Source organism: Pseudomonas sp. JUb42 (assembly GCF_024807945.1).
Lineage (GTDB): Bacteria > Pseudomonadota > Gammaproteobacteria > Pseudomonadales > Pseudomonadaceae > Aquipseudomonas.
The window spans coordinates 285214-304890 of sequence record NZ_JANUFD010000004.1 but is presented as its reverse complement, the minus strand read 5'-3'; the positions used below and the strand labels follow the sequence as shown (position 1 = coordinate 304890).

15 protein-coding genes are annotated in these 19677 nt (G+C 59.5%); 7 read left to right on the top strand and 8 right to left on the bottom strand.

Annotated features, from left to right (window positions below; translation table 11 throughout):
• Positions 1-14: 14 nt before the first annotated feature.
• The 5 genes from clpP (at position 15) to M2401_RS10280 (ending at position 7098) form a co-directional block, all read left to right on the top strand.
• On the top strand, positions 15-650 hold the full coding sequence (gene clpP, locus M2401_RS10300) for an ATP-dependent Clp endopeptidase proteolytic subunit ClpP (protein WP_259102465.1): 636 nt from the start codon (positions 15-17) through the stop codon (positions 648-650).
• 111 nt (positions 651-761) lie between these two features.
• The gene (gene clpX / locus M2401_RS10295) at positions 762-2045 is read left to right on the top strand and encodes an ATP-dependent Clp protease ATP-binding subunit ClpX (protein WP_259102463.1); all 1284 of its coding nucleotides are present in this window, start codon (positions 762-764) and stop codon (positions 2043-2045) included.
• A 149-nt stretch (positions 2046-2194) separates the two neighbouring features.
• On the top strand, positions 2195-4591 hold the full coding sequence (gene lon, locus M2401_RS10290; protein WP_259102462.1) for an endopeptidase La: 2397 nt from the start codon (positions 2195-2197) through the stop codon (positions 4589-4591).
• A 139-nt stretch (positions 4592-4730) separates the two neighbouring features.
• Positions 4731-5003: an HU family DNA-binding protein gene (locus tag M2401_RS10285; RefSeq protein WP_002552737.1), complete on the top strand. Its 273-nt coding sequence runs from the start codon at positions 4731-4733 to the stop codon at positions 5001-5003.
• A 220-nt stretch (positions 5004-5223) separates the two neighbouring features.
• Positions 5224-7098 carry a SurA N-terminal domain-containing protein gene (locus M2401_RS10280; RefSeq protein WP_259102340.1) on the top strand — a complete coding sequence of 625 codons (1875 nt, stop codon included), beginning with the start codon at positions 5224-5226 and terminating at the stop codon, positions 7096-7098.
• Positions 7099-7300: 202 nt separating this feature from the next.
• Here the strand turns inward: M2401_RS10280 and fabI are convergent, their stop codons facing one another.
• From fabI to gloB, 8 genes are all read right to left on the bottom strand, one after another.
• A complete protein-coding gene (gene fabI, locus M2401_RS10275; protein ID WP_231651258.1) occupies positions 7301-8095 on the bottom strand; it encodes an enoyl-ACP reductase FabI in 795 nt (264 codons plus the stop codon).
• A gap of 18 nt (positions 8096-8113) precedes the next feature.
• Positions 8114-9724, bottom strand: a complete 1611-nt coding sequence (locus tag M2401_RS10270; RefSeq protein ID WP_259102336.1) for an ABC transporter ATP-binding protein — start codon at positions 9722-9724, stop codon at positions 8114-8116.
• 1 nt (position 9725) lies between these two features.
• Complete coding sequence (locus M2401_RS10265) at positions 9726-10745, bottom strand: ABC transporter permease (RefSeq protein ID WP_259102334.1); 1020 nt, start codon at positions 10743-10745, stop codon at positions 9726-9728.
• Position 10746: 1 nt separating this feature from the next.
• Positions 10747-11820, bottom strand: coding sequence for a microcin C ABC transporter permease YejB (locus M2401_RS10260; protein ID WP_259102331.1), 1074 nt, complete (start codon positions 11818-11820; stop codon positions 10747-10749).
• Position 11821: 1 nt separating this feature from the next.
• On the bottom strand, positions 11822-13678 hold the full coding sequence (locus tag M2401_RS10255) for an extracellular solute-binding protein (protein WP_259102329.1): 1857 nt from the start codon (positions 13676-13678) through the stop codon (positions 11822-11824).
• On the bottom strand, positions 13675-15513 hold the full coding sequence (locus tag M2401_RS10250; protein WP_259102327.1) for an extracellular solute-binding protein: 1839 nt from the start codon (positions 15511-15513) through the stop codon (positions 13675-13677). The genes M2401_RS10255 and M2401_RS10250 overlap by 4 nt, the downstream gene beginning before the upstream one ends.
• Positions 15514-15622: 109 nt before the next feature.
• Positions 15623-17128, bottom strand: coding sequence for a lytic transglycosylase domain-containing protein (locus M2401_RS10245; RefSeq protein ID WP_259102325.1), 1506 nt, complete (start codon positions 17126-17128; stop codon positions 15623-15625).
• A gap of 98 nt (positions 17129-17226) precedes the next feature.
• Positions 17227-18006, bottom strand: a complete 780-nt coding sequence (gloB, locus tag M2401_RS10240; RefSeq protein WP_259102322.1) for a hydroxyacylglutathione hydrolase — start codon at positions 18004-18006, stop codon at positions 17227-17229.
• A 301-nt stretch (positions 18007-18307) separates the two neighbouring features.
• Between gloB and M2401_RS10235 the strand changes: the two genes are divergently transcribed.
• Together M2401_RS10235 and rnhA are read left to right on the top strand one after the other, a co-directional pair.
• Complete coding sequence (locus M2401_RS10235) at positions 18308-19066, top strand: class I SAM-dependent methyltransferase (protein ID WP_259102320.1); 759 nt, start codon at positions 18308-18310, stop codon at positions 19064-19066.
• 112 nt (positions 19067-19178) lie between these two features.
• Entirely contained in the window at positions 19179-19631 is a 453-nt protein-coding gene (rnhA, locus tag M2401_RS10230) for a ribonuclease HI (protein ID WP_259102319.1), read from the top strand.
• Positions 19632-19677: the final 46 nt, after the last annotated feature.

Here is a 19677-nt window from a genome sequence, read left to right as displayed (position 1 = left end):
AGTGAATGCAGGACATGTCCCGCAATTCTTATATTCAGCAGCACTCTGACATCCAGGCCGCAGGCGGCCTGGTCCCGATGGTTATCGAGCAGTCCGCCCGTGGCGAACGCGCCTATGACATCTACTCGCGCCTGCTCAAGGAGCGAGTGATCTTTCTGGTAGGTCCGGTAGAAGACTACATGGCCAACCTGATCTGTGCGCAACTGCTGTTCCTTGAAGCGGAAAACCCGGACAAGGATATCCATCTCTACATCAACTCACCGGGCGGTTCGGTGACTGCAGGCATGTCGATCTACGACACCATGCAGTTCATCAAGCCCAACGTTTCGACCACCTGTATCGGTCAGGCCTGCAGCATGGGCGCGTTCCTGTTGACCGCCGGTGCCGAAGGCAAGCGTTACTGCCTGCCGAACTCACGCGTGATGATTCACCAGCCACTGGGCGGTTTCCAGGGCCAGGCTTCGGATATCGAAATCCATGCCAAGGAAATCCTCTTCATCCGCGAGCGTCTCAACACGCTGATGGCCAAGCACAGCGGGCACACCCTGGAAGAGATCGAGCGTGATACCAACCGCGATAACTTCATGAGTGCCGAAGCCGCGCGTGAGTATGGGTTGATCGATGAAGTGATCAGCCAGCGCCCTGCTTAAACCCAGCAGCGCAAAATAAGGTTGGTCGGCTGCTCTGATCACTTGCGGGCTTGAAAAAGCCCGCAATAGCCTTCATCTTGTGTTGCAAGCCTACCGGATTGGATCGATCGAATGACTGACACCCGCAACGGCGAGGACAACGGCAAATTGCTCTATTGCTCCTTCTGCGGCAAAAGCCAGCATGAAGTACGCAAATTGATTGCCGGCCCCTCGGTCTTTATATGCGACGAGTGCGTCGACCTGTGCAACGACATCATCCGCGAGGAGGTGCAGGAAGCCCAGGCCGAAAGCAGTGCGCATAAATTGCCATCGCCGAAAGAAATCAGTGGCATCCTGGATCAGTATGTAATTGGCCAGGAGCGTGCGAAAAAGGTTCTGGCCGTAGCGGTTTACAACCACTACAAGCGTCTGAATCAGCGCGACAAGAAAAACGATGACGTTGAACTGGGCAAAAGCAACATCCTGCTGATCGGCCCTACGGGCTCCGGCAAGACGCTGCTCGCTGAAACCCTGGCGCGCCTGCTCAATGTTCCGTTCACCATCGCCGACGCCACCACCCTGACCGAAGCCGGTTATGTGGGTGAGGACGTGGAAAACATTATTCAGAAGCTGTTGCAGAAATGTGATTACGACGTAGAGAAGGCCCAGATGGGTATTGTCTACATCGACGAAATCGACAAGATTTCGCGCAAATCCGACAACCCTTCCATTACCCGTGACGTGTCCGGCGAAGGCGTTCAGCAGGCTCTGCTGAAGCTGATCGAAGGCACCGTGGCTTCCGTACCGCCCCAAGGCGGCCGCAAGCATCCCCAGCAGGAGTTCCTGCAGGTGGACACGCGCAATATCCTGTTCATCTGCGGTGGCGCATTCTCGGGCCTGGAAAAAGTTATCCAGAACCGTTCCACCAAGGGCGGTATCGGTTTCAACGCCGAAGTCCGCAGCAAGGAAGAAGGCAAGAAGGTTGGTGAATCGCTGCGTGAAGTCGAGCCCGACGATCTGGTCAAATTTGGCCTGATCCCCGAGTTCGTCGGCCGCCTGCCGGTCCTGGCGACATTGGACGAGCTGGACGAAGCTGCATTGATGCAGATTCTGACCGAGCCGAAAAATGCTCTGACCAAGCAATACGCCAAGCTGTTCGAGATGGAAGGTGTGGACCTGGAATTCCGCACCGATGCGTTGAAATCGGTTGCCCGTCGCGCGCTTGAGCGCAAGACCGGTGCCCGTGGCCTGCGCTCCATCCTGGAGGGCGTGCTGCTCGACACCATGTACGAGATCCCCTCGCAGACTGACGTCAGCAAGGTGGTCATCGACGAAAGCGTGATCGACGGTACTTCCAAGCCGTTGTTGATCTACGAAAACAGCGAGCCGCCTGCCAAGGTTGCTCCTGAGGCGTGAGTCACACTGCTGCGTGAAACAAGAAGGGGCCTTCGGGCCCCTTTTGCATTTCCTGCATCAGCGCTTGTTTTTTCAGGAAGCTACCCCCATCTTGAATTCAAGCTCATTCCACCTGTCCACGGCCGTTTGGCCGCCGTAGAGGCGAAATCATGAAAACCACCATTGAATTGCCTCTCTTGCCATTGCGAGATGTTGTGGTTTATCCGCACATGGTTATCCCGCTGTTCGTGGGGCGCGAGAAGTCTATCGAAGCCCTTGAGGCTGCGATGACGGGCGACAAGCAAATCCTCCTGCTCGCGCAAAGAAATCCTGCCGATGATGATCCCGGCGAAGATGCGCTCTACAGCGTCGGCACTATTGCCACCGTCCTGCAGCTGCTGAAACTCCCGGATGGCACGGTCAAAGTGCTGGTCGAGGGCGAGCAGCGCGGTTCCGTCGAGCGCTTCATCGAGGTTGACGGCCATTGTCGCGCCGAAGTGGTGCTGATCGACGAAGTAGACGCCCCTGATCGTGAATCCGAAGTGTTCGTGCGCAGCCTGCTGGCGCAGTTCGAGCAATACGTGCAGTTGGGCAAGAAGGTCCCTGCCGAAGTCCTGTCCTCGCTCAACAGCATCGATGAGCCGGGTCGCCTGGTCGATACCATGGCGGCGCACATGGCCCTGAAGATCGAGCAGAAGCAGGAAATTCTCGAAATCATCGACCTGCCCGCGCGTGTCGAGCACGTACTCGCTCTGCTGGACGCTGAAATCGATCTGTTGCAGGTCGAGAAGCGCATCCGCGGGCGGGTCAAGAAACAGATGGAGCGCAGTCAGCGCGAGTACTACCTGAACGAGCAGATGAAGGCCATTCAGAAAGAGCTCGGCGACAGCGAAGAAGGTCACAACGAGATCGAAGAGCTGAAAAAGCGTATCGATGCCGCCGGCCTGCCCAAGGACGCCCTGACCAAGGCGACTGCCGAGCTGAACAAGCTCAAGCAGATGTCGCCGATGTCGGCTGAAGCGACCGTGGTGCGCTCTTACATCGACTGGCTGGTCCAGGTGCCGTGGAAAGCCCAGAGCAAGGTGCGTTTGGACCTGGCTCGTGCCGAAGACATTCTCGATGCCGACCATTACGGTCTGGAAGAGGTCAAGGAACGCATTCTCGAATATCTCGCCGTGCAGAAGCGCGTGAAGAAAATTCGTGGTTCGGTCCTGTGTCTGGTAGGCCCACCGGGTGTCGGTAAAACCTCCCTGGCCGAGTCCATCGCCCACGCCACCAATCGCAAGTTCGTGCGTATGGCCCTGGGTGGTGTGCGTGATGAAGCGGAAATCCGTGGTCACCGCCGGACTTACATCGGTTCGATGCCAGGAAGATTGATACAAAAGATGACGAAAGTGGGCGTGCGCAACCCACTGTTCCTGCTCGACGAAATCGACAAAATGGGCAGCGACATGCGCGGCGACCCGGCCTCGGCGCTGCTTGAGGTGCTCGATCCGGAGCAGAACCACAATTTCAACGACCATTACCTGGAAGTCGACTACGACCTGTCCGACGTAATGTTCCTGTGCACCGCGAACTCCATGAACATCCCGCCAGCACTGCTGGACCGGATGGAAGTCATTCGCCTGCCTGGCTACACCGAAGACGAAAAGATCAATATCGCCACCAAATATCTCACGCCCAAGCAGATTACTGCCAACGGCCTGAAAAAAGGCGAGCTGGAGTTCGAGGAAGAGGCGATCCGCGACATCATCCGCTATTACACCCGTGAAGCGGGCGTACGTGGTCTGGAGCGCCAGATTGCCAAGGTCTGCCGCAAGGCGGTCAAGGAACACGCGATGGAGAAGCGTTTTTCGGTGCGCGTCAGTGCCGAAATGCTCGAGCACTTCCTCGGTGTGCGTAAATTCCGCTACGGCCTGGCCGAGCAGCAGGATCAGATCGGTCAGGTGACCGGCCTGGCATGGACTCAGGTGGGCGGCGAATTGCTGACCATCGAAGCCGCTGTCGTACCGGGCAAGGGCCAGTTGATCAAGACCGGTTCCCTGGGCGATGTCATGGTCGAATCCATCACCGCAGCACTGACCGTAGTGCGCAGCCGGGCCAAGAGCCTGGGGATTCCCCTGGACTTCCATGAGAAGCGCGATACTCATATCCACATGCCGGAAGGGGCAACGCCCAAAGACGGCCCTAGCGCTGGCGTAGGCATGTGCACGGCCCTGGTTTCGGCCCTGACCTCGATCCCTGTGCGTGCGGACGTGGCCATGACCGGGGAAATCACCCTGCGTGGGCAGGTGCTGGCCATCGGTGGTTTGAAGGAGAAACTTCTTGCTGCGCACCGGGGTGGGATCAAAACTGTGATCATTCCGGAAGAAAACGTACGCGATTTGAAGGAAATTCCTGACAACATCAAGGCGGATCTGCAAATCAAGCCAGTTAAATGGATTGACGAAGTCCTGCAAATTGCGCTGCAATACGCGCCGGAGCCCTTGCCGGATGTAGCTTCCGATATGGTGGCAAAGGATGAAAAGCGCGAGTCTGACTCTAAGGAAAGAATTAGCACGCATTAAGTCTGGGAGGCCTTCCTTGACAGCTTTTTGGAGCCCTTGTTATAAAGCGGCTCTTCTAGTGTCAGTTGGCCTTCAGCGCCCGTTTTGCTTAAACCAAAAACTTAGAAATATCTCAAATATAGACATAAGGGGACTTAGAGTGAACAAGTCGGAACTGATTGATGCTATCGCTGCATCTGCTGATATCCCGAAAGCTGCTGCTGGCCGTGCGCTGGACGCAGTAATCGAATCCGTCACTGGCGCTCTGAAGGCTGGCGACTCTGTGGTACTGGTTGGCTTTGGTACGTTCTCTGTTACCGACCGTCCTGCTCGCATCGGTCGTAACCCTCAGACTGGTAAGACGCTGGAAATCGCAGCTGCCAAGAAACCAGGCTTCAAAGCCGGTAAAGCACTGAAAGAAGCTGTCAACTAAGTTCTTCTCGCCTTTGCCCTGCCGCAGCGGCGTATAGCTGCTGTGGTAGCGGAGCGGTAAACCAGCCGGTCGCAATACCTGTCTGTCATCCGGGTCTCGTTAACGAGCCTGTCCGCTTCGCGATTTACGAGAAGGCGCATCCTCGGATGCGCCTTTCTTCTATCCGCTTTCTACCCACGCTCAGCGGTTGGTTAGTTAGTTCAACCGTTTTGGGGGACGCATGCTGCAGAACATCAGGGACAATTCACAAGGCTGGATTGCCAAAACAATCATCGGCGTGATCATGGCGTTGATGGCTTTGACGGGCTTCGATGCCTTGTTCCGGGCCACCAGTACCAGTCAGGACGCGGCCAAGGTCAACGGTGAAGAAATCACCCAGACCGAGCTGAGCCAGGCTGCCGACCTGCAACGCCGTCAGCTGGCGCAACAGCTGGGCAAGGATTTCGATCCTGCACTGCTGGACGATAAAATGCTGCGCACGTCGGCCCTCAAGGGCCTGATTGATCGCAAGCTGCTGCTGCAGGGCGCCCATGACGCCAAGTTCGGCTTCTCTGAAGCGGCGCTGGATCAGCAGATCCTGCAAATGCCGGAATTCCAGGTCGACGGCAAGTTCAATGCCGATCGTTTCGATCAGGTCATCCGTCAGTTGGGCTTCGGTCGCATGCAATTCCGTCAGATGCTGACCCAGGAAATGCTGATCGGCCAGATGCGTGCCGGTATCGCCGGCAGTGCGTTCGTCACTGATGCTGAGGTCGAGGCCTTCGCCCGTCTGGAAAAACAGACACGCGATTTCGCTACGCTGACCCTGCCTGCCGATGTTGCCGCCGCGAAAGTGACCGACGACGAAATCAAGGCGCATTACGACGAACACGCCAAAGAGTTCATGAGCCCGGAGCAAGTCGTACTTGATTACATCGAATTGAAGAAGTCTGCCTTCTTCGACAAGGTGCAGGTCAAGGACGCCGATTTGCAGGCTGCCTACCAGAAAGAAATCGCTAATCTGGCCGAGCAACGCCGTGCCGCGCACATCCTCATCGAAGTCAACGACAAGATGAACGATGCCCAGGCAAAAGCGAAGGTCGAAGAGATTCAGCAGCGTCTGGCCAAGGGTGAAGACTTTGCGGCCCTGGCCAAGGAGTTCTCTCAGGATCCGGGTTCGGCTGCCAAGGGCGGTGACCTGGGCTACGCCGGCAAGGGCGTTTACGATCCAGCGTTCGAAGAGTCCCTGTATGCCTTGAACAAGGATCAGGTTTCGGCGCCGGTTCGCAGTGAATTTGGCTGGCATCTGATCAAGCTGTTGGGTGTTGAAGCGCCTTCGGTGCCGACCTTCGCCAGTCTGAAAGACAAGCTGACGCACGATCTGAAAGCCGACCTGGTCGAGCAGAAGTTTGTCGATGTCAGCAAGCAGCTTGAAGACGCTGCATTCGAAGCCTCCGACCTGGCCCAACCGGCTCAGGACCTGGGTCTGAAAGTGCAGACCACTCCGGCATTCGGTCGCGACGGTGGTGCTGACGGCATTATCGCCAATCGTGCGGTCATCCAGGCGGCATTCAGCCCGGAAGTGCTGGAAGAGGGGGCTAACAGCAGTGTGATCGAGCTGGATCCCGAGACCGCCGTGGTGGTTCGCTCGAAAGAGCATCGCCAGCCAGAACAGTTGCCATTGGCCGCTGTGTCTGACGCGATCCGTGCCCAGTTGCTCAAGCAGCATGCCAGCGACGCGGTCAAGGCCAAGGGCGATGCCCTGCTGGCTGGCCTGCGTGACGGCAAGATCCCGCTGACTGCCAAGCAGGACGGTGTGAGCTGGAAGGTTGTCGAAGCAGCCACCCGCAGCCAGGAAGGCCTGGAGCCATCCGTGCTGCAAGCGCTGTTCCGCATGCCCAAGCCTGAAGGCAAGGACAAGCCGGTCTACTCCAGCCTGACCGCCGCCGATGGCAGCTTTGTGATCGTACGCCTCAATGGCGTCAATCACGCAGCCGCGCCGACCGATCAGGAGAAGGTGCAGTACCGCCGCTTCCTGGCCTCCCGCTCTGGCCAGCAGGACTTCGCATCGTTCCGCGCCCAGCTGGAAAGCAAGGCGAAGATCGAGAAGTTCTAAGCGATCCGCAGTAACAAAAAAGGCCGCTCATTGAGCGGCCTTTTTTTGTCCTGCGTGTCACGTATATTGCGCGACATCCCGTTGGAGCGAGGCTTGCCCGCGAACGCCTTGGCGCGATATGCCTGACACGGCGCGTCGCCCTGTTCGCGGGCAAGCCACGCTCCCACGAGGCGGCAGCATGCATGCTGCCGCGGTTAAGCGATCACTCTTCGATATTGCCCATCGCCGTGGTGTTGAAACCGCCGTCGACGTACATGATTTCACCGCTGATGCCCGACGCCAGGTCGGAGCACAGGAAGGCGCCAGCGTTGCCGACTTCGTCGATGGTGACGTTGCGACGCAGTGGGGTTTGCGCTTCGTTGGCGGCCAGCATCTTGCGGAAGTTCTTGATGCCCGAGGCTGCCAGGGTGCGGATCGGGCCTGCCGATACAGCGTTGACGCGAGTGCCTTCCGGGCCGAGGCTGCCAGCCAGATAACGTACGCCCGCTTCCAGGCTGGCCTTGGCCATGCCCATCACGTTGTAGTTAGGCATGGTGCGCTCTGCGCCCAGGTACGACAGGGTCAGCAGGCTGCCGTTGCGGCCTTTCATCATTTCGCGACCGGCCTTGGCCAGGGCCACGAAGCTGTAGGCGCTGATGTCGTGGGCAATGCGGAAACCGTCACGGGTGGTGGCTTCGGTGAAGTCGCCATCGAGCTGGTCGCCCGGAGCGAAGCCGACGGAGTGAACGATCACGTCCAGGCCGTCCCACTTCTTGCTCAGCGCTTCGAAGACCTTGGCGATTTCTTCGTCGCTGGCCACGTCGCAAGGGAAGCACAGCTCAGGGTTGGAACCCCAGCCTGCGGCGAACTCTTCGACACGACCCTTGAGTTTGTCGTTCTGATAAGTGAAGGCAAGTTCAGCGCCTTCACGGTGCATGGCGGCAGCAATACCGGATGCGATGGACAGTTTGCTGGCGACACCGACGATCAGGACGCGCTTACCGGCGAGAAAACCCATGTGTTGTTCCTCTTCAGGTTAATCGACAGCCACTGGAGCCAGGAAAGCGGCTTCCAGCAGCTGCTGTGTATAAGGATGTTGCGGTGCGGCAAAGACAGACTCTGCCGCACCCTGTTCGACCACTTGGCCGTGTTTGACCACCATCAACTGGTGGCTTAACGCCTTGACCACCGCCAGGTCATGGCTGATGAACAAATACGTCAGGTTGTACTTGGTTTGCAGTGACCGCAGCAGCTCCACTACTTGACGCTGAACGGTGCGGTCGAGGGCCGAAGTCGGCTCGTCCAGCAAAATCAGCGCCGGTTTTAACACTAATGCACGGGCAATGGCGATTCTCTGTCGTTGCCCGCCGGAGAACTCATGGGGGTAGCGGTGCCGGGTTTCCGGGTCCAGGCCTACTTCCCTGAGTGCTTCGATGATTGCCGCTTCCTGCTCCGCCTCGCTGCCGATACGGTGAATACGCAGGCCTTCGCCGACAATTTCACCCACCGACATGCGCGGGCTCAGGCTGCCGAACGGGTCCTGGAACACCACCTGCATCTGGCGGCGCAGCGGTCGAATCTGCTGTTGCGACAGGCAGTCTAGCGTTTTGCCTTGAAACCGTATGCTGCCTTTGCTGGCGATCAAGCGCAGGATTGCCAACCCCAGTGTCGATTTGCCCGATCCGCTTTCGCCGACAATCCCCAGGGTCTGACCCTGAAGCAGGCTGAAGTTAATGCCGTCGACCGCCTTGACGTGATCCACGGTCTGCTTGAACAGGCCTTTCTTGATCGGAAACCAGACCTTCAGGTCCTCGACTTCCAGCATCGGCGCCCCGGCCACGTTGGCTGAAGGACCGCCGCTGGGCTCGGCGCTGAGCAACAGTTTGGTGTACGGATGCTGGGGCGAGCGAAACAATTCGTCACAGGATGCCTGTTCGACGATACAACCGCGCTGCATGACACATACGCGGTTGGCTATTTGCCGAACCACGTTCAAATCATGGCTGATCAGCAGCAGGGCCATGCCCAGGCGGGCCTGCAATTCCTTGAGCAATTCGAGGATTTTCAGCTGCACGGTGACGTCGAGAGCGGTGGTCGGTTCGTCGGCGATCAACAGCTCCGGTTCATTGGCCAGGGCCATGGCGATCATCACACGCTGTCTCTGGCCGCCTGAGAGCTCGTGTGGCAAGGCTTTGAGGCGTTTTACCGGCTCGGGTATGCCCACCAGCTCCAGCAGCTTCAGGGTTCGCCTGGTGGCGTCCTTGCCGGTCAGGCCTTTGTGCAGGCCCAACACCTCGTTGATCTGCTTCTCGATGGATTGCAGCGGGTTCAGTGAGGTCATGGGCTCCTGAAAGATCATGGCGATGCGATTGCCACGGATGCTGCGCAGTTTTTTCTCGTCCAGAGTCAGCAGATCTTGCCCGGCATAGCGGATCGTTCCACTGGGATGACGCGCCTGGGGGTAGGGCAGCAGGCGCAGGATCGAGTGCGCGGTGACCGACTTACCCGAGCCGCTTTCGCCGACCAGGGCCAGGGTCTCGCCCTTGCGGATATCGAAGCTGATGCCCTCGACGGCGCGCTGCTGGCTGTCCCCGGCCACGAACTCGACCGCCAGATCGCGGATTTCGATCAGATTGTCCTGATTCATGTCATTTCCTTGGGTCGAAAGCGTCGCGGGCGGACTCGCCGATAAACACCAGCAGGCTGAGCATCACGGCGAGTACGGCAAAGGCACTGATGCCCAGCCACGGCGCTTGCAGGTTGGACTTGCTCTGTGCCACCAGTTCGCCCAGGGACGGCGAGCCCGCGGGCAGGCCGAAGCCGAGGAAGTCCAGCGCGGTCAGGGTGCCGATGGCGCCGGTGAGGATGAACGGCAGGAAAGTCATGGTCGAGACCATGGCGTTGGGCAGGATATGGCGGAACATGATGCCGATATTTTCCATGCCCAGAGCCCGTGCCGCGCGCACGTACTCAAGGTTGCGCCCGCGCAGGAACTCGGCGCGTACCACGTCCACCAGGCTCATCCAGGAAAACAGCAGCATGATGCCCAGCAGCCACCAGAAGTTGGGCTGCACGAAACTGGCAAGGATGATCAGCAGGTATAGCACCGGCAGGCCCGACCAGATTTCCAGGAAACGCTGCCCGAGCAGATCGACCCATCCGCCATAGAAACCCTGCAGGGCCCCGGCGATGACGCCGATGATCGAACTGAGCACAGTCAGGGTCAGGGCGAACAGTACCGAGACACGGAAGCCGTAGATGATCCGTGCCAGCACATCGCGGCCCTGATCGTCGGTGCCCAGCAGGTTATCTCGTGAGGGCGGCGCCGGGGCGGGGACTTTCAGGTCGTAGTTGATGCTCTGGTAGCTGAACGGGATCGGCGCCCAGAGGGTGTAGCCGTCCTTGGCCTTCAGCAATTCCTTGATGTAGGGGCTCTTGTAGTTGGCTTCCAGGGGGAATTCGCCGCCGAAGGTGGTTTCCGCATAGCGTTTGAACACCGGGAAATACCACTCGCCGTCATAGCGCACGGCCAGGGGCTTGTCGTTGGCGATCAGTTCGGCGCCCAGGCTCAGGCCGAACAGGATCAAAAACAGCCACAGCGACCACCAGCCGCGCTTGTTGGCCTTGAAACGCTCGACGCGGCGGCGATTGAGAGGAGACAGCTTCATATCAATGCTTCCTGCTTTCGAAGTCGATGCGCGGGTCAACCAGGGTGTAGGTGATGTCGCCGATCAGTTTCACCACCAGGCCCAGCAGGGTGAAGATGAACAGCGTGCCGAAGACCACCGGGTAGTCGCGGTTGATCGCCGCTTCGAAACTCATCAGGCCCAGGCCGTCGAGGGAGAAGATCACTTCCACCAGCAGGGAGCCGGTAAAGAAAATGCCGATAAAGGCCGACGGGAAACCGGCGATGACCAGCAACATGGCGTTACGGAAAATATGCCCGTACAGCACGCGATGATTGCTCAGACCCTTGGCCTTGGCGGTGATCACGTATTGCTTGCCGATTTCGTCGAGGAAGCTGTTCTTGGTCAGCAAGGTCATGGTGGCAAAGTTGCCGATGACCAGGGCGGTGATCGGCAGGGCCAGGTGCCAGAAATAGTCGAGGATCTTACCGCCCAGGCTCAACTCATCGAAGTTGTTCGAGGTCAGGCCCCGTAGCGGGAACCAGTCGAAATAGCTGCCTCCGGCGAACACCACGATCAGCAGGATGGCGAACAGAAAAGCGGGAATGGCGTAGCCGACGATGATTGCCGAACTGGTCCAGACGTCGAAATGGCTGCCATGGCGCGTGGCCTTGGCGATGCCCAGCGGGATCGACACCAGGTACATGATCAGAGTGCTCCAGAGCCCAAGGGAAATGGATACGGGCATCTTTTCGATGATCAGATCGATGACCTTGGCATCACGGAAGAAGCTGTCGCCGAAGTCCAGTTGGGCGTAGTTCTTGATCATGATCCACAGGCGTTCCGGCGCCGACTTGTCGAAGCCGTAGAGGTGCTCGATTTCCTTGATCAGCGCCGGATCCAGGCCTTGGGCGCCACGGTAGGTGGAGCCCGCCACGGCCACTTCAGCACCGCCACCGGCAATCCGGCTGGTGGCGCCATCGAAGCCTTCGAGCTTGGCGATCATCTGCTCCACCGGGCCACCGGGGGCGGCCTGGATGATGATGAAGTTGATCAACAGGATGCCGAACAGCGTCGGGATGATCAGCAGCAGGCGGCGAAAGATGTAAGCCAGCATGTTATTGCTCCGTGCCAGGCGCAGGGGCCTGGGTGTCTACCGGCGGTATTTCTACCGCAGGCTTGGCATCGGGCTTGATCCACCAGGTGGAAATGCCGACGTCATACAGCGGCGGCACCTTGGGGTGGGCGATATGGTTCCAATAGGCCACGCGCCAGGTCTTGATGTACCAATTGGGGATCACGTAGTAACCCCACAGCAGCACACGGTCCAGGGCCTTGGCATGATCGATCAGGCTCTGCCGGGTGTCGGAGTTGATCAGGCCGTCCACCAGTGTATCGATGGCCGGGCTTTTCAGGCCGATCAGGTTGTAGCTGCCCGGTTTGTCGGCACTGGACGAATCCCAGTATTCACGCTGTTCGTTTCCGGGGGAGCTGGACTGGGGAAAGGTGCCGATGGTTATGTCAAAGTCACGGGTGCGGCGGCGAGTGATGTATTGCGATACATCGACCCGGCGCAGCACCAGTTCGATACCCAGATCGCTCAGATTGCGCTTGAACGGCAACAGCACCCGCTCGAACTCCGGCTGGGCCAGAAGAAACTCCAGGCTGACCGGTTTGCCCTGGGTATCGACCATCTTGTCGTCGACGATTTTCCAGCCGGCTTCCTGCAACAACTGGAAGGCCTGGCGCTGTTGCGGGCGAATCATGCCGCTGCCATCGGTGACCGGCAGGGTGAAGGCCTGGGTGAACACTTCGTCCGGGATCTGCCCGCGCAACGGGTTGAGAATATCCAGCTCGGCCGGGGACGGGAGGCCTCGGGAGGCCATGTCGGAATTGGAAAAGTAACTGTAGGCGCGGCTGTAAGCGCCGTTGAACAGCTGCTTGTTGGTCCACTCGAAGTCCATCAACAGGCTCAGGGCATGGCGCACGCGCACGTCCTGGAAAATCGGCCGACGAATGTTGAAGACAAAACCCTGCATGCCGGTGGGGTTGCCGTTGGGGATTTCTTCCTTGATCAGGCGGCCTTCGCGCACTGCCGGAATGTCGTAGGCGGTGGCCCAGTTCTTCGCTGTGCTTTCCAGCCAGTAGTCGAACTGACCGGCCTTCATGGCTTCCAGGGCGACGTTGTTATCGCGGTAATAGTCCACGGACATCACGTCGAAGTTGTACTGGCCTTTGTTGATCGGCAGGTCCTTGCCCCAGTAATCCTTGACCCGGGTGTAGCTGATCGAGCGCCCGGCCTTGACCTGGCCGACCTTATACGGGCCGCTGCCCAACGGCACGGTGAGGTTGCCCTTGGTGAAATCACGGTTTTCCCAGAAGTGCTTGGGCAGTACCGGCAACTGGCCAATGATCAGCGGCAGCTCGCGGTTGTTGGTGTGCTTGAATTTGAACAGCACCTGCAACGGGGTTTCCGCCACGGCTTCGTCGATATCGGCGTAATAGCTGCGGTACAGCGGCGCACCGCTTTTGATCAGGGTCTGGAAGGTGAACACCACATCTTCGGCACGGATAGGGTGACCATCATGGAAGCGCGCTTCCGGGCGCAGGTAGAAGCGTACCCAACTGTTGTCCGGGGCCTTTTCGATCTTGCTGGCGATCAGCCCGTATTCAGTGAACGGCTCGTCCAGGCTTTGCCGGGCCAGGGTGTCGTAGATCATGCCGATATCGTCGGCGGGGACGCCCTTGCCGATAAATGGATTGAGGCTGTCGAAACCACCAGACCCGGCCTGGCGGAACAAACCGCCCTTGGGCGCATCGGGATTGACGTAGTCGAAATGCTTGAAGTCGGCCGGGTACTTGGGCGCTTCGCCATACAGCGTCAGGGCATGTTCCGGCGCTGCCTGTGCCGCGCAGGCCAGGCTCAGCAGCAACAGGCCGCTGGCCTGAATGCGCAGCGAGCGTAGGAAGGTCATTGAGTTTTCTCCGCAGATTTGAGCCACCACGCGCGCAGCCCGAGGGTGTAGGGCGGGGTAGTGACCATGGCGAATCGATTGCGCCAGGCCAGACGATGATTGTTGAGATACCAATTCGGAATCATGTAGTGCCCGGCCAGCAGGACCCGGTCCAGGGCGCGGGCGGTGGCCACTTGTTCATCACGGGATTGCGCCGCCAGCAGTTGGTTGAGCAACTGGTCCACCACCGGGTTGGCAATGCCTGCGTAGTTCTTGCTGCCCTTGATCGTCGCCTGGCTGGAGTGGAAGTACTGCCACTGTTCCAGGCCGGGGCTCAGGGTCTGGCCGAGGGTCATGAGGATCATGTCGAAGTCGAACTGGTCCAGGCGCTGTTTGTACTGCGCCCGGTCAACGGTGCGCAGTCCGGCGTCAATGCCGATATGGCGCAGATCTTCGATATAGGGTTGCAGGATGCGTTCGAGATTGGGATTGACCAGCAGAATTTCGAAACGCAGCGGCTGGCCGTTCTTGTTGACCAGACGCTGATCGGACAACTTCCAGCCTGCTTCGGCCAGCAGACCCAGAGCCTGGCGCAGGGTATCCCGGGGAATACCACCGCCGTCGGTTTTCGCCACGCTGAATGGCTGGGTAAACAGGTTGGCAGGCAATGGGTCCTTGAACGGCGTCAGCACCAACCACTCGCGGCCACTCGGCACGCCGGTGGCGGCAAACTCGCTGTTGGGGTAATAGCTGGTCGAGCGGCGGTAGGCATCGTTGAACAGGGTGCGGTTGGTCCACTCGAAATTGAACATCAGGCCCAGAGCTTCACGCACCTTGATATCGGCGAAGGTGCCCCGGCGGGTGTTCATGAACAGGCCCTGGGTCTGGGTAGGGATCCGGTGGGGGATCTGCGCCTTGATCACCTGGCCGTTGCTCACGGCAGGGAAGTTGTAGCCATTGGCCCAGTTCTTGGCTTGATGTTCGATATAAATGTCGAATTCGTTGGCCTTGAAGGCTTCGAAGGCCACGTCGCTGTCGCGGTAGAATTCGACTATGGCGCGATCAAAATTGTACTTGCCGCGATTGACCGGCAGGTCCTTGCCCCAATAATCCTTGACCCGTTCGAACACCAATTGCCGCCCCGGTTGTACGTGCGTGATGCGATATGGCCCGCTGCCCAGAGGCGGTTCGAAGGTGGTGGCCTTGAAGTCGCGCTTTTCCCAGTAATGCTGCGGCAGCACCGGCAATTCGCCCAGGCGCAGGATCAGCAGCGGATTGCCCGAGCGCTTGAAGACGAAACGGATGCGCTGGCGATTGAGGATATCGACCCGCTGCACTTCCTGCAGGGCCGTGCGGTATTGCGGATGGCCGTCCTTGAGCAGGGTGCGGTAGGAAAACGCCACGTCATAGGCGGTGATTGGCTTGCCGTCATGGAAACGTGCCTGGGGACGCAGGTTGAACACCACCCAGCTGCGGTCTTCGCTGTACTCGACACTCTCGGCGATCAGGCCATAGCTGGAGGTTGGTTCGTCGCCGGACGGGTCGTATTGACCGGTGCCGACCATCAGCGGCTCGTTCAGCTCGTTGATGCCGTATTGCAGGAAATTGGGCGTCGAGACCGGGCTGCTGCCCTTTAGGGTGTAGGGGTTGAGCGTGTCGAACGTGCCGAAGGCCATGAAACGCAGGGTGCCGCCTTTCGCCGCCTCGGGGTTGACCCAGTCGAAATGAGTGAAGCTGGCCGGGTACTTCAACACCCCGAACTGCGCATAACCATGGCTTTCACTGATGGTTGCGGTTGCGGGAGCGCTCAAGGCCAGGCTCATGAGGAGCAGCAGAGGGCGTATCAATTCAGGCATCCGATCCATAGACCGGCAACAGTAACAGCTTGTATCGACACGAAAAAGCGCGGCACGGCAAAGGCGCTGGCGACCCGCCCGGGTTGTCCGGCGCGGGCGGGTCATGGCATCAATGCGGCAGATAGACGGTCAGGGTCTGACCCGGCTTGAGCGCCTGGCCGGTACGTGGGTTCCAGCGCTTGAGATGTTGCATCTCGACGTTGAAGCGCTTGGCGACCAGATACATTGAGTCACCTTTCTGGATCTTGTACTGCATGGACTTTTTGTCGCCTTCACCGCTGCTGGCGACTGCCTTGTCGGCGCCTTTGGCCGGAGCCTTGGCGGCGATGGTCTGGTTGATCCGGCCCTTGGTCGAGCCCTTTGGCGCGGCGCTGCCGGGTGCCGACATGACCAGAACCCGGCCGACCTTGAGGTCCTTGCCGGAGAGCTGGTTCCAGTGCTGGATATCCTTGACCTCGACCCTGTTCGCCTTGGCGATGCTGGTCAGGTTGTCACCGGCCTTGATCTTGTAGGTGCGGCCGCGAACCGGCTTGTCATTGCTCGCCAGGGCTTCCTGTTTGCCCTTGCGCACCTGCTGCCAGTCCACCAGCAACTCGTCCGACTTCATCTTCAGGTTGGCGCTGAGCAACTGCGCCTTGGACGTCGGCACCAAGAGGTGCTGCGGGCCATCGATGGTCATGCGCTTCTTGAAGGCCGGGTTGAGCTGGAACAGCTCGTCCTGATCGATATCGGCCATGGCCGCGACCTTGTTCAGATCGACGCTCTGGTTCAGCTCGACGACTTCGAAGTAGGGTTCGTTGGCGATCGGGTTGAGGTTCACGCCGTAGGCTTCCGGCGCCAGGACCACTTGCGACAGGGCCAGCAGCTTGGGCACGTAGTCGCGGGTTTCCTGAGGCAGCGGCAGGTTCCAGTAGTCAGTCGGCAGATTGAGCTTTTCGTTACGCTCGATGGCCCGGCTGACGGTGCCTTCACCGGCGTTGTAGGCCGCCAGGGCCAGCAGCCAGTCGCCGTTGAACATGTCGTGCAGGCGGGTCAGGTAGTCCAGCGCGGCGACGGTGGACGCCTGGATGTCGCGGCGGCCATCGTAGAAGTTGGTCTGGCGCAGGCTGAAATAGCGGCCGGTGGACGGGATGAACTGCCACAGGCCGGCCGCATTGCTGCGCGACAGGGCCATGGGGTTGTAGGCGCTTTCGATCACTGGCAGCAGGGCCAGCTCCTGGGGCATGTTGCGTTCTTCCAGGCGCTCGACGATGTAATGCATGTAGAGGCTGCCGCGTTCACTGGCGTTTTCCAGGAACGACGGGTTGTTGGCGAACCACAGGCGCTGTTGCTCGATGCGCGGGTTCATATCGTTGCCCTGTTGCAGCTGAAAGCCCTGGCGCATACGCTCCCAGACATCCTGCGGCGGTGCCAGGGGGCTGGGTTTGTGCGTCAGGAACACCGGCTTCTGCTTGATTCCGGCGGCAAGATTGGGCACACGATGAGTGGCCGCGTCAGGCTCAAGTGTGCTGCTGGTCTGGCAGCCGACCAGGGTCGCGCTCAAGGCAACGGCCACGGCTTGTGCCAACCGGGTCAGGGCACCGGAATTAATGGCTTTTATCAGGGTTGACGACATTGTCTGGGAGAGAGTCCAGGCGAAAATGTCGGGCGATTCTAGGAAGCGTCCTGCCGATGGTCAACCATTGTGAATTTTTGTGCGGCTTTGGTGGTCCCTTAGAACTTATCTTTCCAAGCCCTGAGGCTGGCAAAAATCGCGCTTGGCGAGGCGTTGTCGGTGCCGGTCCGTTCGTCCGCTTTTTCTTTAACGGATGTTTCATGGGTCCGTATAAATGGATTGGTGCGCAGTTCCAGTTCGATGGTGGACGGCAGGCTGATGCGATTTTCTTCGCGCCAGCGGCTGACCTGAGCAAAACGCTCGGCGATATCGCAATTGTCCGGCTCCACGGCCACGGCAAAGCGCAGATTGCTCAAGGTATATTCGTGGGTGCAGTAGACCAGAGTGTTGCCGGGCAGGGCGCTGAGGCGGCTGAGGGAGTGGTGCATTTGTTCCGGTGTGCCTTCGAACAGGCGCCCGCAACCGGCGGCGAACAGCGTGTCGCCGCAGAACAGCAGCGGCCGTTGCGCGTCGGCATGGTAAAAAGCCACATGGCCGAGGGTATGGCCAGGTACGGTGTAGATCTCGAAGTCCAGGCCCAGCACCTCGATGTGCTGGTTGTCGCTCAGGGCGATGTCCCGTGCCGGGATGTTTTCCGTTGCCGGGCCCAGGACCCGGGCGCCGCTGGCCTGTTTGAGCTCGGCGACACCGCCGACATGGTCGTGATGATGGTGAGTGACCAGAATGTCGCTCAGTTGCCAGCCGGGATTTTTTTCCAGCCAGGCCAGCACCGGCGCGGCATCACCGGGGTCGACCACGGCACAGCGGCGGCTGGAAGCATCTTGCAACAACCAGATGTAATTGTCGTTGAAAGCGGGCAGGGCATCGATCTGTATCATGGCGCACTTCGCATGGCGGAAGACAATGGTGCATCTTAGGCTCTATACGAAATGTTTTCGAGCGAAGGTCAGGCAAGGCGAAAACAGGCGAGGAACGGCCGGGGTCGCGCTCGACTTTACTGGCTGTAAATGAGCATTATTCGCTACGCGGCCCCTTCGGGCCGTCCTTCGGACGTTCTCCTTTCAGTCGTCCGAGCCTGTTTTCAACGCAGCATCACGCGCGGAGCCCGCAGATACATTTCGTATAGAGCCTAGGCTCTGAACCCGCTCGGTGCGAGCACCCCCTCGGAGGAGATCACACATGACCGATAAAGCGTTCGCCCAAGCCGATCCTGAATGGCTGGCATTGATCAGTTCGGCCCGCGAGTGGCTTTCCGGGCCTTTGGGGCGGCTGTTGCTGGAGGAAGAGCGCCAGGTTCTGGAAGAGGAGCTGGGGCGTTACTTCGGTGGTTATCTGGTGCATTACGGGCCTTCGGCGCAAAACCCGCCCGTCGCCCAGCAGGTGCAACGCAACGTACGCCTGGGGGCGCCTTTGCCCGGCGTCGAGATCGTCTGTGAAGAACAGGCCTGGCCCCTGAGCGAGCACGCCGCCGATGTGGTGGTGCTGCAACATGGCCTGGATTTCTGCCTGTCGCCCCACGGCCTGCTGCGCGAAGCTGCCAGCAGCGTGCGTCCGGGCGGGCATCTGCTGATCGTCGGGATCAATCCTTGGAGCACCTGGGGCCTGCGCCATGTCTTTGCCAGAGACGCCTTGCGCAAAGCGCGCTGCATTTCACCTTCACGGGTCGCGGACTGGCTCAACCTGCTGGGCTTCGCACTGGAGAAACGCCGCTTCGGGTGCTATCGTCCGCCGCTTGCCTCGGCTGCCTGGCAGTCGCGTCTGGCGGGACTTGAGCGTCTGGGCGACGGTTGGCAGAGCCCCGGTGGCGGCTTCTATCTATTGGTGGCGCGCAAATTGGTGGTCGGCCTTCGACCCTTGCGCCAGGCGCGTCGCGAGCCCATGGGCAAGCTGATCCCGCTGCCGATGGCCAAGGTCAATCGCGGTGGACCGGATTCCTGAACCACCTTATTGAATTGGAATGAAACCCCGTAGGAGCGGCTTTAGCCGCGAATGCGATGCTCGCGGCTAAAGCCGCTCCTACGCGGGGCTGCATTCTTACGGAAAGACATAAATGAACGACAGTGTTGAGCTCTTCACCGATGGCGCCTGCAAGGGCAATCCCGGTCCCGGCGGCTGGGGCGCCTTGCTGATCTGCAAGGGCGTGGAAAAGGAGTTGTGGGGCGGCGAAGCCAACACCACCAACAATCGTATGGAACTGCTCGGCGCCATTCGCGGCCTGGAAGAACTCAAGCGGCCCTGCGATGTGTTGTTGGTGACTGACTCGCAATACGTGATGAAGGGCATCACCGAGTGGATGACCAACTGGAAGAAGCGCGGCTGGAAGACTGCCGCCAAAGAGCCGGTCAAGAATGCCGATCTGTGGAAACAGCTCGACGAGCAGGTCAGCCGCCACAACGTCAAATGGCAGTGGGTACGCGGGCACATCGGCCATGCGGGCAACGAGCGTGCCGACCAGTTGGCCAACCGTGGCGTCGATGAAGTGCGCAGCGCCCGCCTGGGATAATGCCGGCGACCGCAGGGCGTGATGCAGGCTCATGGCCGTTTGCAGC

Coding starts and splice junctions, on each gene's coding strand:
- M2401_RS10235 (WP_259102320.1), top strand. CDS start 18,308: ATGACCGATAAAGCGTTCGCCCAAGCCGATCCTGAATGGCTGGCATTG.
- M2401_RS10270 (WP_259102336.1), bottom strand. CDS start 9,724: ATGAATCAGGACAATCTGATCGAAATCCGCGATCTGGCGGTCGAGTTC.
- M2401_RS10260 (WP_259102331.1), bottom strand. CDS start 11,820: ATGCTGGCTTACATCTTTCGCCGCCTGCTGCTGATCATCCCGACGCTG.
- M2401_RS10280 (WP_259102340.1), top strand. CDS start 5,224: ATGCTGCAGAACATCAGGGACAATTCACAAGGCTGGATTGCCAAAACA.
- fabI (WP_231651258.1), bottom strand. CDS start 8,095: ATGGGTTTTCTCGCCGGTAAGCGCGTCCTGATCGTCGGTGTCGCCAGC.
- M2401_RS10255 (WP_259102329.1), bottom strand. CDS start 13,678: ATGACCTTCCTACGCTCGCTGCGCATTCAGGCCAGCGGCCTGTTGCTG.
- clpP (WP_259102465.1), top strand. CDS start 15: ATGTCCCGCAATTCTTATATTCAGCAGCACTCTGACATCCAGGCCGCA.
- M2401_RS10265 (WP_259102334.1), bottom strand. CDS start 10,745: ATGAAGCTGTCTCCTCTCAATCGCCGCCGCGTCGAGCGTTTCAAGGCC.
- M2401_RS10245 (WP_259102325.1), bottom strand. CDS start 17,128: ATGTCGTCAACCCTGATAAAAGCCATTAATTCCGGTGCCCTGACCCGG.
- M2401_RS10250 (WP_259102327.1), bottom strand. CDS start 15,513: ATGCCTGAATTGATACGCCCTCTGCTGCTCCTCATGAGCCTGGCCTTG.
- gloB (WP_259102322.1), bottom strand. CDS start 18,006: ATGATACAGATCGATGCCCTGCCCGCTTTCAACGACAATTACATCTGG.
- clpX (WP_259102463.1), top strand. CDS start 762: ATGACTGACACCCGCAACGGCGAGGACAACGGCAAATTGCTCTATTGC.
- lon (WP_259102462.1), top strand. CDS start 2,195: ATGAAAACCACCATTGAATTGCCTCTCTTGCCATTGCGAGATGTTGTG.
- rnhA (WP_259102319.1), top strand. CDS start 19,179: ATGAACGACAGTGTTGAGCTCTTCACCGATGGCGCCTGCAAGGGCAAT.